The sequence below is a fragment of the Ponticaulis koreensis DSM 19734 genome (assembly GCF_000420665.1).
Lineage (GTDB): Bacteria > Pseudomonadota > Alphaproteobacteria > Caulobacterales > Hyphomonadaceae > Ponticaulis > Ponticaulis koreensis.
Window position 1 is genome coordinate 482686 of sequence record NZ_ATVJ01000001.1, and the last position, 14949, is coordinate 497634.

A 14949-nucleotide genomic window follows, 5' to 3' on the forward strand; every position below is an offset into this window, starting at 1 on the left:
GCCGTTATCGGATCAAAAACTTGAGAAAGTTAGGCTGCTTTTTTAGCAAGGGAAGAGGTGAGACGCTCAATAGCTTCGTCACGCTCGATATTTTCTACAGCAGCAAGCTCGCGAGCCATACGGTCCAGAGCGGATTCGTAAAGCTGGCGTTCTGAGTAAGATTGCTCAGGCTGGTCTTCAGCGCGGTGAAGGTCACGAACGACTTCCGCGATAGAGATCAGATCACCAGAGTTGATTTTCGCTTCGTATTCCTGAGCGCGGCGGCTCCACATCGTGCGCTTGATACGTGCACGACCTGTGAGCGTGTGCAGCGCATCGTCAACAAGTTTAGACCCCGCAAGAGCGCGCATGCCGGACGCAACTGCACGTGCAGTTGGAACGCGAAGGATCATTTTGTCCTGGTCGAAAGCAACGACATAAACTTCAAGATCGATTCCAGCGACAGACTCTTTTTCGACGCCGGTGATGGTGCCTACACCGTGAGCTGGATACACGACGTGCTGGCCGACTTCGAAACCTGATTTTTTATCTTGAGCCCGTTTTGCCATTTTTTGTTTTACCTCTCAACGCAAACAAATCGACGCTCAATAACTCTCCGTGCTAATCAAAAACACAGGATTAGCAGAAATTAACCATTGGTTAAGAATTATGAGCGCGGGAACGCCTTATAACACACTATTGCTTATAAGAATAGTGCCCTGTCACACTTGTTTCACGTAAGGCATAACTAGGCTTAGGAAGTTATCAGCGGTCTGCCTAACTTCCAGACCCTGGCTTTTCAGAGAAATACTTCTCAAATTTACCTTTTTCTTCGGCAAACTGGTCACGATCCGTAGGTGGCGTGCCCATGACTGTAATATTCGGCCAGACTTCAGCGAACTTGGAGTTGATCTTCAGCCACTTACCATCCGGCTCATCTTCCGTATCCGGAACAATAGCTTCAACCGGGCACTCAGGCTCGCAGACGCCGCAATCGATACACTCGTCCGGGTGAATTACGAGGAAGTTTTCACCCTCATAAAAACAGTCCACCGGACACACTTCGACACAATCCATGTATTTGCATTTAATACAGGCATCCGTGACGATATAAGTCATTCAATCATTCTCCGACCAGTTTCGGCGATCACATGCGGCGCGAATAGCAGAAAGTCAATTAAGCTAAGCTAAAGACTGCTGTTCAGCGCGTTTTCTGGCCTCTGCTCGATCACGATCTTCAATGTGAAGCAAGGAGGCGACATGACGCACAAACGCATCTTCAAACGGGCATTTCTCACCGTCCGCCAGCGTCACATAGTAGAGTCCCTCAATGAAGGCGATGCGATTGGCTTCCGGCAGGGTTTTGACCAGCGTCGTGTACTGGTGCGCGCCCGTCGCATGTTCAGCAACATCTTCAGCTTCATTCAGAATGGTGGAAGCCTCATCCGTTGAGATGTCGAACGTCTTCGTCAGAACCTCAACAATGCGCGTACTTTCAATGTCAGCATAAATGCCGTCAGTGAGCGCCGTCTCAACGAGAAGCGCTGCAGCCGCAACTTTCGGATCGTCTGTACGACCTGCTTCAACTTCCTGAGGCTCTTCAGAGCCGAAGATAGATTTCAACCAGTTCATCATGGCAGTATTCCTGAGTTCCCCGTCAGACCGGACCGTGTTTGTCCGGCAACGTCAAGCCTTAACCCTCACTCTCCTCGCTCACGCTTTCATAAAAGCCCTGAGCTTCAGCAGCAGGCCCACGCCGGAGCGGCAGACCAAGCACGCGCACCGTCAGCACCTGACCGCGCGCCCTGAATGTGAGGATATCGCCCTCACACACGGTTGCGCCGGGTTTCTGTGATTTGCGGATCATACCCGTACGATCAATCCGAACACCTTTTTGCGACACAGCCTTGGCGGCATCGGCGCGCATTTTGAAAAAGCGCGCCCGCCAAAGCCAGATATCAAGGCGTTGTTCGGTTTCAGCCAAGGGCTTACCTATTCAGCAGGTTTCTCGGTCGGCTCGCTGGATTGAGCGCTCTCAGCCGCTTTATCAGCAGCTTCCTGCGGTACAACTTCCGGAGACGGGTTTTCGGTCACCTCAGGCTGAACGCTCTGCGTCTGATCCTTAGCCTCTTCAGAAACAGCCTCAGGCTTTTCAGCCTTCGGTTTTTTCTTCTTTTTTGGCTTAGGCTTTGGCGCCGGAGGAGGCGGTAGAAGCGAGGCAAGCGCTGCGAATGGATTATCCGGATCCTGCTTACGCGCTTCGGCGCGTTCCTGTGCACGTGCCTTGGCCTGCCCCCGGTTGTCGCCGCCACGTTGCGGACGATTACCACCCTTGCCTTCAGCGCCTTTCGCGCGGGCCGGACGCTTACCACCACCCTGTTGCGGCGGACCATTCCGGCGGCCTTGCGGGCGGTCAGTTCGGGCACGGGCCATAAAGCGCCAGTTTTTCACTGCGCCGGTTTCGGCGTCATGTTCGGCTGGTGAAAGGCCATACGCTTTCAGAACTTCAACAAAGGCATCACCCGGCGAAGAAACCACGGAGGCTAGCTCTGGCGGAATTTCGAACTGGTTCTTGCCAGCCTCCTTACGGCGCTTATCGATTTCCCATGCCAGGCGTTCTGCAAGGTCTGCACGGATCGCCCGCGGACCAAATCGCAGATACCCCTGAGAAAGAAGCGCCTGATCGCTCCAGCCCTCATCGACCGGGAATGAGCCCGCACCCGTAGGCGCGATCATGACGTCTGTGTCGTTAAAGACAGAGAAGAGACGCGCAATCAGCGCCTGTTGGGCTGGTTTGGTTGTTTCTGGAGCATAAGCTGCAACACGGCCAGCGCGAATGCCCCAGCCTTTAAGCGCTTCACGTTCTTCAGCAGACAGACGCAGCGGCGGGTCATCCTTGCGCACGTCGATCGCAGCGCCGGATTCCAGAACGCGATACGCAATACCGCGCGCCATGCCTGGCATTTCAGCTTCGTTGAGCTGGGCTTTCAGCGCCATCAGAGCCGGAAGAAGCTTCTGCGCATAATCGGTGACATAGCGTTCTGCACGGGCACGTGCCTGTTCGCGTTCCTCAGGGACCGCATCTTCTGCGCCAATGAGTTCCGCACGCGGGCTCAGCCAGTCATTACCTTTAGTGAGGCGCGCAATCGGCTTATCCGCATACAGCACCTGACCATAATCATTGATAGAGAACGCGATCTGCTCTGCTTTAGCGATCTCGCCGAGACGCTGTGAAAGGATCGGTTTCAGCGCTTGCATGGCCGCGCTGCGAATGGCTTTGCCTTCCAGCTTGGACGCATCATCCACTGGACGGAACACAAGCCCCTCCAGATGACCGACCACATGGCCTTCAATCGTAATTTCACCGTTATCGCCAAATCCGGCTTCCATTGCACCCTCACGGCTTAGTCCACGCATTAATGCGGTGGTTCTCTTGTCTACAAAGCGAAGAGTCAAACACTCATGCAAAGCATCTGACAGAAGATCCTCAATTTCGCGCGTTTCATTGCGCCAGATTTCAGCCTTCTCGACCCAATCAGATCGGTTTGCTGCATACGTCCAAGTACGGATGGCAGCAAGTCGTGTCTGCAAAACGCCCAGATCGCCTTCTGTAGAACGCAAACGTGAAAGAGCGGTTTCCATAAAGCTGCATGACAGGCGGGCATCGGGATCAGCCAGATTATTCCAGAGCGTCTGAACCACACGGTGATGCCCATCCACACCCGTCCGGCGAAAATCCGGCAGGCAGCATAAATCCCAGAGCCGCTTCACATACTTGCCTGATGTGCAGCGTTCTTTGACGTCATGATCCATCGCCATCCGGCGGAGCGTTGCCTCGTCCAGCGCGTCCGGCGTCTGACGCAGGATCGGATCGCCGCTATTTTTCGTCAGCGCACGGAGAAGGTCGTCAATCGTGCGATAACTGAGGTCATAGTTGCGCCATTGCAGGAAAGGGACCGGCTCGAAATGGTGCTCCTCAATACGGGCCACCATATCCTCTTCAAACGGCATGCAATCGCCCGTCTCGCCGAAAGTCCCATCGGTACGGAAACGCCCCGCGCGGCCCGCAATCTGCCCGGCTTCGGCAGCATTCAGTTCCCGACGGCGGCGCCCGTCAAACTTAGCTCGCGAAGCAAAGGCGATATGCTCAACATCAAGGTTGAGCCCCATGCCAATGGCATCCGTCGCGACGAGATAATCCACCTCGCCAGACTGATACATATCTACTTGAGCGTTTCGCGTACGCGGGCTAAGCGCGCCCATCACCACCGCAGACCCGCCGCGCTGGCGCTTTAACAGCTCTGCAATCGCGTAGACCTCGTCGGCCGAGAAAGCGACAATGGCAGAGCGTTTCGGCAGCTTGGTGATCTTGCGCGGGCCAATATAGGTAAGTTCTGAAAACCGCTCTCTGTGCGTGGTATCCACATCGAGGCCGAGCCGGCGTAGCGGTTCGCGCATGATCTCAGAGCCTAGCAACACCGTCTCATGATTGCCGCGCGCATGCAGAATGCGATGCGTAAACACGTGCCCACGATCAGGATCAGAGGCGAGCTGGATTTCATCAATCGCCATGAAGTCAACGCGCTGAGAGAGCGGCATCGCCTCCACCGTACAAATGAAATAGCGCGCATTTTCGGGCCAGATACGCTCTTCGCCTGTTACCAGAGCCACCGAGCCATAGCCCTTTTGAGCAACGACCTTGTCGTAAATCTCACGGGCAAGCAGGCGCAAAGGCAGACCGATCATGCCAGAGCCATAAGCCAGCATGCGTTCCAATGCATAGTGAGTTTTGCCGGTATTGGTAGGGCCAAGGACGGCCACGAGCTTGCTCATGGTCGAGAGCGCTTTTCTGCTTTTACGTTACGCTATCAGCCCTAGTGGCATGGAGGTTTGAGAGCAAGAGGCCTCATACCGAATGCGCAGCCCATTCGGTGATTTCACCCTCCCAGCACCATTCAGTCGTTCGGTCATCATGCCATCCGACGCGACCCGAAAACGGCGTCCAGATACCGTCATGCAGATGATAATCGCTAAACTCGCCGCGCCACATCATGTCGACATAGCTGCCCTTCCATGCCCTCGGGCGGCTTTGGGCCAGAACTGACCCAACCTGCCCTTCGGCATTCAGAAATAACTCTATTTTCGCCTGAACGTCGCCCGCGCTTGCTGACACTTCAAAATGATTGTGAGCGATGACTTTCCAGCTAAGCCTGTCATTTTGCAAAATGATGTGCGGCGCCCACGCGATTTCGGCGAGGTACCGCAGCAGCTCACCGCGATTGAGATCTTCGCTCACCGCGGGCCGAACCATTGTGAAAAGCCCGAACAGCTTAACCGATAGCTCGCCCGTCTCACCCTGATACGCGTCGGTGACATAAACCGCGCCAAGCGGACCCATTTTGGCCTTCCAGGCAAAGGCCGTGTCCGCGCATAATATTGTCTGGTGAGCCGTGAAAGGCATCCACGCTGAGCCATAGCCCTGGCGCATTCTGCCTTTCTGACGGAGGGTTACGACGTCCGGCCTAGCCTCTTTCGCAACAATCAACCGCGCGGCGAGGTCAACAACCTCATCAGGCATCCGGTCTCGCGTCACTCGGTCGATCATTCCGTCCCCCTTACGGCCTGGCAGTTACGCCTCCGGCCTTATCTCGTCGGCCAGATGTTCCACGGGTGCGGCCTGCGCATTCATGCGCGCTTCTTCAATGGCCGCAACGAACGCGCCGGGTCTGGACATGGTCGGAAAATCTATATCGCTCTCGCCGCGGCCCCTCACCTCAACCGTGCCATAGCCGAAGATGCGCCCGAAAAAGGTCTGGCGCACATGGGCGCCTTCAATCGCGTCCAACTCTAACTCATACATATTGGCGGTGAAGAAGCCTTTTTTCAGCACAATGCGCCGCGAGGTGACGCAGAACTCGGTCGTACGGAAATGCACCATCATGCCGATGAAGATGAAAATACCGATGACAATAATGCCGAGAAAGAGAAGCGCGACCCAGGCCCAGAATTTATGAATGCCGGGAAAGTCACCGCAATAGACGATCTCTTCTCCGTCGAACAAACGCTTCTCAATGTATTTCATGGGGTCATCATCCTTCCCACTACCAACACATCATATCACAAAGCGTTCCCCAACGCGCTGCGACATGATCGGCGACACGCTTGCGAACTCGCCTTTGCCCATTGCGCCGCCCCGCCTCACGGCCTACCTGTTTCTGCGTGAGGAAACATCAAATTAGGAGAGTGGGACATGGTCACCAAAACTGTCGATTATTCTGATGCAGAGCTAACCTATGAAGGTTATCTGGCGCTTCCGGGTGACGCTTCACCAATCGGCCTTGTGGTTGTCGGCCATGCCTGGGGCGGCCAGTCCGACCATGAGCGGAATGTTTGCGACCGTCTCTCTCAAATGGGCTATGCGGCATTTGCTTATGACATTTACGGCAGAGGCAATCGCGCCTCTGAACCGGCTGAATGCGAAGCCCTGATGAACCCACTCGTTGGCGACCGCGCAAAGCTGCAATCCCGCCTCGCGCTCTCAATTGCGACAGCGCAGAAAGAAACCGGCCTCGGCTCAGATAAAACAGTCGGCATTGGCTATTGCTTTGGCGGCCTCTGCGCACTGGACGAAGCACGCGCAGGCATGGATGTCGCGGGCGTTGTCTCTTTCCACGGCCTGTTCTTCCCGGCTGACAATCTGGCCGCTGACAAAGCGATCTCTGCCAAAGTGCTGATCCTGCACGGCTATGATGACCCAATGGCAACGCCGGATCAGATGAAGGGCGTTCTGGACGAAATGACGGCCAAAGGCGCAGACACACAGCTCATCGCCTACACAGACACCGGCCATGCCTTCACGAACAAAGCGGCAAACGACAAAGAAGGCGGCATGTTCTACCGCGCCGATGTCGACGCGCGTTCATGGACAGCCATGACCAACTTCCTCGAAGAAGTCATCGCAGAGGCATAACGCTCTCTCACCGCAATCGAGAAAGGCGCCTCACCGGGCGCCTTTTTTAATTTCGGCCCCGTCTGCTCAGCGGGCATAAACACACAATCCCCGCATTCGCATCACAGCTATAGCCATATGCGGCATTTTCGCTTATGTGCGGCGCAACACTTCCTCCCTTCCAAGGCTCTATTCTATGTCCATGCGAAATATCGCAATCATTGCGCACGTCGACCACGGTAAGACGACCCTCGTCGACGAACTCCTGAAACAGTCCGGTACGTTCCGTGAAAACGAGAGCACATCCGACCGGATGATGGACTCCAATGATCTGGAAAAAGAGCGCGGCATCACCATTCTCGCGAAGGCAACGTCTATCGAGTGGAACGGTCACCGCATCAACATCGTAGACACCCCGGGCCACGCCGACTTCGGTGGTGAGGTTGAGCGTATTCTGCACATGGTGGACGGCTGTATCGTTCTCGTCGACGCGGCTGAAGGCCCGATGCCACAAACCAAGTTCGTGGTTTCCAAAGCCCTTAAAGTCGGCCTGCGCCCGATCGTTGCTGTCAACAAAATCGACAAGCCGGAGCGCCGTCCGGACGAAGTCATCAACGAAGTTTTCGACCTGTTCGCAAACCTCGACGCTGACGACGACCAGCTCGACTTCCCGATCCTCTACGGATCTGCAAAAAATGGCTGGATGTCTACGGACTACGAAAATCCGACAGACAATATGGACGCCCTGTTTGAACTCGTCATGAGCCACGTGCCTGAGCCACGCGTGTCTGAAGGCTCGTTCAAACTGCTGGCGACCACGCTCGCATCTGACAACTTCCTCGGCCGCATTCTCACAGGCCGCGTTGAAGCTGGCACAGTGAAGCCCAACATGGCCATCAAAGCCCTCAACCGTAACGGCGAAATCGTCGAGCAGGGCCGCGTTTCTAAAGTTCTCGCATTCCGCGGTCTTGAACGCTCTCCAATCGACGAAGGCGTGGCAGGCGACATTGTATCTATCGCCGGCCTCACCAAAGCGACGGTTGCGGACACGATCTGCGCGCTGGACGTCACAGAGCCTATGCAGGCGCAACCGATTGACCCACCAACCATCGCCATGACCTTCCGCGTGAACGATTCACCGCTGGCCGGCACTGAAGGCTCTAAAGTGACCTCCCGTATGATCTGGGACCGTCTCCTGAAAGAAGCTGAGGGTAACGTCGCGCTGAAAGTGACTCGTTCTACCGAAGCCGAGGCGTTCGAAGTTGCAGGCCGCGGCGAGCTTCAGCTCTCTGTCCTCATCGAGACAATGCGCCGTGAAGGCTTCGAGCTTGGCGTGTCCCGTCCGAAGGTTGTCTTTAAGGAAGACGAGAACGGCGAGAAGCTGGAGCCAATCGAAGAAGTCGTGATCGACGTTGATGACGAGCACTCCGGTGCGGTTGTTCAGAAGCTTTCTGAGCGCAAAGCTGAAATGGTTGAGATGAAGCCATCCGGCGTTGGCCGTACACGTCTTGTCTTCCATGCGCCGACACGCGGCCTGATCGGTTATCAGGGCGAGCTCCTCTCTGACACACGCGGTACAGCGATCATGAACCGCGTCTTCCTTGAATACCAACCGCACAAAGGCAAGATTCAGGGCCGTCACACAGGCGTTCTCATCGCTATGGAAAAAGGCGAAGCGGTCGCGTTCGCCCTCTGGAACCTGGAAGACCGTGGCAAGATCATGATCGAGCCGCAGGAAAAGGTTTATGGCGGCATGATTGTGGGCGAGCACTCTCGCGATAACGACCTCGAAGTGAACGTTCTCAAAGGCAAGAAGCTCACCAACGTCCGTGCATCTGGTACTGACGAAGCGGTTCGCCTGACGCCTCCGATGAAGCTCACACTCGAGCGTGCTCTGGCTTATATTCAGGATGACGAGCTGGTGGAAGTGACACCGGAAAACATCCGCCTGCGTAAGGTCTATCTCGACCCCAACGACCGCAAACGCATGAAGAAAAAAGCGGGCTAGTTAACGTCCACCTCCGACCTTCTCGGGGGCAACAAAACACTCCAATAAAAGAAGCCCGGCAGACCGCCGGGCTTCTTTGTTGGTGGTCCGGTCAAACCTCTATCACGTTCACAGCTTTGTACAGCTTCCTCAGCACATCATCGAACCCATTCTTAGGAGAACTCATCCTCCACTGAGGACGAACTTTTGCTTTTCCGTCAGAATAGATAACGTGCGCAGGGTCATAATAAACGACTCCGGCGGAGATCGCCCGTAGAAGCATGAAAACATCGGTTCCTTCGCACATATAGAAAGGTGAGAGATACCGGTACTCTGTGCTGGCCCGATCACGTTGTTCCTCAGCCCGCACATACACCGCGAAAGCGTGCTTCGTGTTCCAACCTTCCGCTAATTTTGCGAATGACCACGACGAAACTATTTGGCCATTTTCGGCGACGTAATGCTCAACACGAATGTCTTCCGGGTTGGTCGCAAATGAATCCGTAACGGCATCGAACCCAGCGACGCGCAGCGCCCGCCCAGAGGACCCCACACGCTTTGTGCGATCAGACCGAGCGACTCCCGTAAACCGCAACGACCCATCATTCTTGACACCAGGAGTTCCGTACCCCGACATAAAGTCGCTGAACGAAAGGTCTCCCTCAAGTCCGCCGTCCGCAGTTGGGGTCATTAAGCTGATTTTCCCACCTCGAAACGATTTCACTTCATGACCGAGATAATCAGGCTCTTTTCTGGAATTAGACTCCACACCTAAGAAAGCTTCCAGAGTAAATCCCGCCCCCTGATTCCCTGAAAACGCTACAATCTCTCCGCCCTTATTTCGAACTGAAGGCATCCAGCCCAGATTCACAGCTTCAGTAATCTTCTTTTTCACGAGTTCGACTGGGCTTTCGACACCAGAAGCGGTCGTCGTAAACACGCCTAAGAGAGATGAAATACTGGACGTTGGAAGTACGGGAAAAAACGATACCAGAGGGTCGTCTTTTTCAGTAAGCAGAATGCCAAAAACGCTACCGGAAGCGTTGGCACCTATGCACAATATTCGCGCGCCGTATTCTGCCTGAAACTCTCGCCGGATTGCCCGTGGTCCCCACCGGCAATTGTTTAAAAACCCGGACAAACGAGCTTCCGGATATTGAAAGTAATCTATTATTTTCGTGTCTGGCGCTTTGAAAACCTCGCCCTCTGGGCTAACCCAGTAAAAATCCAGGGCGGCTTCTAAGATCGGCTGCCCAGCGTCCGACTTCCGCTTCAGCTCGCTTGCGCTTGGCGCTCGTGCAGTTACCTTTGCCGCAAAGGCGCTGGTCAAACCCTTTAACCCGCTGGACAGCACAATTTGGTTTTTTTGATTGTCCTGTTTGCGTGCCAGCGTCTTCGCGTAAACTGTGTTCACACCAAGATCCGCAAATATCAATTTCAATTCGTCGAACGATTCAATCGGCATGGAAGCCGGTCTAGTATTCAACTCTTAAATTTCTTTTTCAGTGCCAATTTGAATCAAGGTTTCACTCGACCAGAGCCAACCGCCAATGCTTTCAGCGACGACGACTGTTCCGACGCCATGTCGCCCCTTCAGGGCACATTCCCACACGACGCACACCCTGATCCCGGATGAGATCAGCGCTTCAATATTCCGCGCGTCCCGCTCAACATTGGCCGTAATCTTCTCGCGCCAGAATTCTTCGCGCGTCTTAGGCCACTTAAAGAGATGACACCCATGACCGTGCCAGAAGCACCCATGAACGAACAAAACAGCGTTGTACTTACGGAAGTACAGATCAGGGTTCCCCGGCAAACGCTTGTTCTGAAGTGAATACCGAAAACCAAGTTTGTGGAGCGCTGACCTGATCAGAAGCTCGGGCTTAGTATTCTTCCCCTTAATAGCAGCCATGTTCTTCCTGCGAATGTCAGGAGAATGCACATCCGTCATATCAGGCGCTCAACCGCACCCCTTGCTGGGACATCACACTGAACAAATGGGGCTGCATCGCCGCCGCTACGGCCTTGAATACCGGAACGGCGACCGAATTTCCAAATTGCTTGTACGCCTGAGTGTCCGAAACGGGTATGCGAAAGCTTTCAGGAAAACCCATCAGACGCGCACACTCGCGAGGCGTCAGTCTGCGTGGGTTTTTTCCTGTTCCTCGGTCAATCAGGATTTCAGATCCATCTTTATAGTATCTCGCCGAAAGCGTCCGACACGTGTCATTCGGACCGACCAGACCGAAACCAAAGCCATTACCCGCCGCTTTATGCTTAGCCGCATAGTTTTGCAGATACTGCCAGAGCTTGTCAGAGAGCGTATATTTTTCATTCACTGAAGCATCGGCCCCAAGCGTGAAATGACTCTCAGCAACTTCGCTGCCGTCTTCCGGATGCAGGATGTCCCTCATCCTCGAAACGCCTGCCTCCGGCAGGTTTACATCATTCCATGAAAATGACGTTGCGTCCCGAAAACCAACCAGTACAACGCGTTCCCGGTGCTGTGGTAGAAAATGTTTGGCATCAATAACCTTCACATGAAGCTCATACCCAAGTTCATCTTCTAATGTCCGACGGATAACCTCGAAGGTGCGCCCTTTGTCATGACTTTTCAGGTTTTTGACGTTCTCCAGCAGAAACGCGGCGGGCCGATGATGATTAATAATCCGCGCAACGTCAAAGAACAGCGTGCCTTGCGTCTCATCGAGAAAACCATGCGCCCTGCCAAGTGCATTCTTCTTGGAAACACCCGCAATCGAGAAGGGCTGACACGGAAACCCTGCAACCAGAACATCGTGCTCGGGAATCTGATCTACGGCGATTTTCGTAATATCACCCTCTATAGGACGGTTATCCCGGTAATTTGCCTCATAGGTCTGTTGCGCAAAACGGTCCCACTCAGATGTGAACACGCACCGCCCACCGGCCGCGTCGAAAGCGGCGCGCAGGCCACCAATTCCTGCAAACAGGTCAATGAACGTAAATGTAGTGAAGCGATCATCCGCCTCCCGAAGACCGGACATTGCACGCAAACTGTCCAACACAGCTTTACGCGGTGTGATTTCACCTGATTCCATTCGAAAGATCTGACGCTCAGAATAGCCAAGCTGATTAGCGGCGGCATCCGTGGTCAATCCAGCCTGAATTCTCAGCCTTGCAAATTCAGTCGACATCAGAATCATCCCCGTGGTTAAAGAGTGCCATTCTGTCAGTATTTTTCCCAGCACACAAGCATTTGTTCCACCTTTGTTCGCAAAAACTTATCCCTCTCCCCAGAGATCACGCCATACTGGCTGGCATGTACGAAGCGCCGATCAATCTGTCTGAAGATACGCCCAGTGACCTGCTGGCGCGGATCATGACGTATATTGGTGCGGCCTTTCGTTATCAGAGAAGCTGGGCCCTGCCCGCGCAAGCTGGAGAACCGCCTCGCCTTCTGACGTTCGAACGCCGCGTGCTGGCGCGTATGGTGAGCCGGGCCGAGCATATGATCCGCTGCTGGATTATTCTTCTCGCCTTCGCGCACATTCGTGACGACACAGCGCCCGCGCGCCAATGGACGCTGCCAGTGTCTATTCAGGCCGGCAAACGTCAGCCGATCAGTTTTGCGGAGCGCGAGATTCTTGCACGGCGCAAACCTGTACCGCCTGCATTCTGCATCTCACTTCCATCAATCAGAGACATCACCAAACGGTCTTCCGGCGGGCGCCACACCGGCCACCCGAAACGTCGGTCAGAGCAGATTGAAGCGGCTCTAGATATGCGCCTGAAACGCCTGTTCACACTGCTTGATCAGGCAGACGACCGTGCCCGCAACATCGCCTCAATCTGGAAAGGTCGCATACGGAGCATTCGGAAGGCTCCGCCCACTAGGAGGCCGATCTTTAATCCACTCAAAGGAGCTGCCGCGCCAGGCGCGCTGTTAGAGACCGCCGAGGAGGATGAGGCCCGAACCGTCAGGCAGTTCCACCTGATCGCACACACTGCCGTGCAGGGCATTTATGCCTTGTGCGGGCGCCAACGCAGCTAGGGCGTCAGCGTAACCGTGAACTCATGGTCCGCATTCTGAAGAACGTAGTCGCGCAGCAGCTTTAGCGATGTGAGCACAGTGTCGATATCCCCCGCGCCCAGCTCTTTTGGTGGCAAAGTCGGGATATCCATAATGGCATCGCTCACCAACTTTAAGAGCTCAGCCCCCACTATTTTAGGCGCAACATCATCGCTGTCCATATAGAGAAACGGCTCCGTCAGATCATCGCGCCAGCCAAGCGTTTCACGAAGCGCATGCAGAAAGCGGTTTCCGCCAGACATGACCTCGAGGCCTGCAGTCTCATCCGTCACCGAGTAGTATAATCCCATGGCTCACCTCTACTGAGACGTTGGCGCGATTTAAACTCACACACAAGCAGGGGCGCTGTGTGTTGAAGTGATTTTGGAATTTCAAAAAACTGAGCTAGATTATCGGGTATGGCACTTAAGACCCATCACGCTGCCGGATGGGAAATCCGGCCTCACGCGCGCGAAGATCGTGACGCCATCAAAGCCGTTTTGCAAACATGTCTGCAAGAATTCCCGTGGCATGTCACAACCCGGTTTGACCCTGACGCGCTGGAACACGCGCTTAGCTACACCACCGCCATCGTCGCGACTGAGAAGAAAGCCGGCATTGTTGGCTTCATAATCGTGAACACGGAAAGCGGATATGTGAGCCATATTTTCGTCCTCCCTGAATGGCGTCTCTGCGGCATTGGATCTGGCCTGTTGGAGGTCGGCCGTGTGCTCACCGGCAAGCGCCTGTTTCAGGAACTCGACGTGCGAAACAAATATGGCCGCGCCGCCTGCGCTGCGATGGGCTGGTCTGAAATGGTGCCGGAAGGAAACAGCGGCAGCTGGCAGGTCCGCCTGATTTCAGAATAGGCCCCGCTCCCTTCTGCGTAAAATCTGGTCGCTTGCCGGTTTAGCAGCGCGTCACGCTTGTCGTCTCACATAGTTTGCGTTTCATTGCCATTCGGGAGGTGCCCTCATGGCATTTTATGAAGTTGATCTTCGCGGCGAGTTTTTCCCTCTGCACGACAAGGGACGCTGGAAACTATTCGGTTTCGAGACGACCTGCCATGTTGAGGCTGACAGCGCACAGGACGCCGAGATGGAAGCGGTCAAACTGATCCGTATCGACCCGGTCTGGCAACACATCCGCCCGCGCCCCGGCTTTCCGACGCCGCGCCTCTATCCTGAGGGCACAGTTAGTGCCGATCCGGCAGAGTTCTCGCTACCAGAGTATGATCTCTATCGGATGGTGAAATAGCGGCTAGCTGTCTCGTTCGCCGAACAGGGCCGATCCAACACGGATATGGGTCGCGCCATAGAGTATCGCGGTTTCAAAATCACCGCTCATGCCCATGGAGAGCTCTTTCAGGTCATAACGGTTTGCAAGCTTCGCCAGCAGAGCAAAGTGAGGCCCCGCCGGTTCGTCCGCAGGCGGAATACACATCAGGCCTTTTGGGGTAATCCCGAATTCCGGGCAGGTTTTCGTGATGAAGGTTTCAAGGTCTGCTGGCAGAACGCCAGCCTTTTGCGGCTCTTCACCTGTGTTCACCTGCACCAGAATGTCTGGCGATTTACCGAGTTTCTGGATCGCTTCCGCCAATGTACGCGCGAGCTTTGGCCGATCCAGCACGTCAATCGCGTCAAACAGGGCGACAGCATCTTCTGACTTGTTCGACTGGAGCGGCCCGATGAGACGAAGTTTCAAATCTGAGTACTGTCCACGGCGCTCACCCCAGCGCTCCTGCGCCTCCTGAACGCGGTTCTCACCGAACACGCGCACGCCTGCCGCCAGCGCTGCTTCAATCCTCTCATCCGGCTGGCGCTTGGAGACGGCAACCAGTTCCGGCGCGGTTTCACGCTCTGCCTTTTGACAGGCTTTGGAAATGCGGGCTTCTATCTCGGCAAGGTTTTCTGAAAAGCTCATAAGGCGGTTTTCCGGACATGATGCATCGAACAGGACGAAGAATGGTGTCTGCCGTGCGAG

17 protein-coding genes are annotated in these 14949 nt (G+C 54.9%); 5 read left to right on the forward strand and 12 right to left on the reverse strand.

Annotated features, from left to right (window positions below; all coding sequences use genetic code 11):
- Positions 1–29: 29 nt before the first annotated feature.
- The 7 genes from G523_RS0102585 to G523_RS20040 form a co-directional block, all read right to left on the reverse strand.
- Positions 30–548 (reverse strand): CarD family transcriptional regulator, encoded by a 519-nt coding sequence (locus G523_RS0102585; protein ID WP_022693461.1) that lies wholly within the window; start codon positions 546–548, stop codon positions 30–32.
- A 208-nt stretch (positions 549–756) separates the two neighbouring features.
- The gene (fdxA, locus tag G523_RS0102590) at positions 757–1098 is read right to left on the reverse strand and encodes a ferredoxin FdxA (RefSeq protein WP_022693462.1); all 342 of its coding nucleotides are present in this window, start codon (positions 1096–1098) and stop codon (positions 757–759) included.
- Positions 1099–1161: 63 nt separating this feature from the next.
- Positions 1162–1614, reverse strand: a complete 453-nt coding sequence (locus tag G523_RS0102595) for a tellurite resistance TerB family protein (protein ID WP_022693463.1) — start codon at positions 1612–1614, stop codon at positions 1162–1164.
- 58 nt (positions 1615–1672) lie between these two features.
- A complete protein-coding gene (locus G523_RS0102600; RefSeq protein ID WP_022693464.1) occupies positions 1673–1963 on the reverse strand; it encodes an RNA-binding S4 domain-containing protein in 291 nt (96 codons plus the stop codon).
- 8 nt (positions 1964–1971) lie between these two features.
- The gene (locus G523_RS17615; protein WP_022693465.1) at positions 1972–4812 is read right to left on the reverse strand and encodes a helicase-related protein; all 2841 of its coding nucleotides are present in this window, start codon (positions 4810–4812) and stop codon (positions 1972–1974) included.
- A gap of 73 nt (positions 4813–4885) precedes the next feature.
- Positions 4886–5584: a DUF6544 family protein gene (locus tag G523_RS0102610; protein ID WP_022693466.1), complete on the reverse strand. Its 699-nt coding sequence runs from the start codon at positions 5582–5584 to the stop codon at positions 4886–4888.
- A gap of 24 nt (positions 5585–5608) precedes the next feature.
- Positions 5609–6061, reverse strand: coding sequence for a PH domain-containing protein (locus G523_RS20040; RefSeq protein ID WP_022693467.1), 453 nt, complete (start codon positions 6059–6061; stop codon positions 5609–5611).
- Positions 6062–6229: 168 nt separating this feature from the next.
- Here G523_RS20040 and G523_RS0102625 point away from each other — a divergent pair, with 168 nt between their 5' ends.
- Entirely contained in the window at positions 6230–6949 is a 720-nt protein-coding gene (locus G523_RS0102625) for a dienelactone hydrolase family protein (protein ID WP_022693469.1), read from the forward strand.
- Between the two features lie 175 nt (positions 6950–7124).
- Positions 7125–8936 (forward strand): translational GTPase TypA, encoded by a 1812-nt coding sequence (gene typA, locus G523_RS0102630; RefSeq protein WP_022693470.1) that lies wholly within the window; start codon positions 7125–7127, stop codon positions 8934–8936.
- Between the two features lie 91 nt (positions 8937–9027).
- On the opposite strand, the gene G523_RS0102635 is transcribed toward typA, so the two are convergent.
- From G523_RS0102635 to dcm, 3 genes are read right to left on the reverse strand one after another with little or no spacing between them, the layout of a single operon-like run.
- Entirely contained in the window at positions 9028–10380 is a 1353-nt protein-coding gene (locus G523_RS0102635) for an MvaI/BcnI family restriction endonuclease (protein WP_022693471.1), read from the reverse strand.
- 24 nt (positions 10381–10404) lie between these two features.
- A complete protein-coding gene (locus G523_RS0102640; protein WP_022693472.1) occupies positions 10405–10866 on the reverse strand; it encodes a very short patch repair endonuclease in 462 nt (153 codons plus the stop codon).
- 1 nt (position 10867) lies between these two features.
- Positions 10868–12091, reverse strand: coding sequence for a DNA (cytosine-5-)-methyltransferase (gene dcm / locus G523_RS0102645; protein WP_027441395.1), 1224 nt, complete (start codon positions 12089–12091; stop codon positions 10868–10870).
- A gap of 125 nt (positions 12092–12216) precedes the next feature.
- Between dcm and G523_RS0102650 the strand changes: the two genes are divergently transcribed.
- Positions 12217–12948, forward strand: coding sequence for a hypothetical protein (locus G523_RS0102650; protein ID WP_022693474.1), 732 nt, complete (start codon positions 12217–12219; stop codon positions 12946–12948).
- On the opposite strand, the gene G523_RS0102655 is transcribed toward G523_RS0102650, so the two are convergent.
- A complete protein-coding gene (locus tag G523_RS0102655; protein ID WP_155802567.1) occupies positions 12945–13277 on the reverse strand; it encodes a hypothetical protein in 333 nt (110 codons plus the stop codon). The two genes, G523_RS0102650 and G523_RS0102655, sit on opposite strands and share 4 nt — an antisense overlap.
- Positions 13278–13385: 108 nt before the next feature.
- On the opposite strand from G523_RS0102655, the gene G523_RS0102660 reads away from it, so the two are divergent.
- A complete protein-coding gene (locus G523_RS0102660) occupies positions 13386–13835 on the forward strand; it encodes a GNAT family N-acetyltransferase (RefSeq protein WP_022693476.1) in 450 nt (149 codons plus the stop codon).
- 106 nt (positions 13836–13941) lie between these two features.
- The gene (locus G523_RS0102665) at positions 13942–14223 is read left to right on the forward strand and encodes a hypothetical protein (RefSeq protein ID WP_022693477.1); all 282 of its coding nucleotides are present in this window, start codon (positions 13942–13944) and stop codon (positions 14221–14223) included.
- A gap of 3 nt (positions 14224–14226) precedes the next feature.
- Here the strand turns inward: G523_RS0102665 and G523_RS0102670 are convergent, their stop codons facing one another.
- Positions 14227–14889, reverse strand: a complete 663-nt coding sequence (locus tag G523_RS0102670; RefSeq protein WP_022693478.1) for a YggS family pyridoxal phosphate-dependent enzyme — start codon at positions 14887–14889, stop codon at positions 14227–14229.
- Positions 14890–14949: the final 60 nt, after the last annotated feature.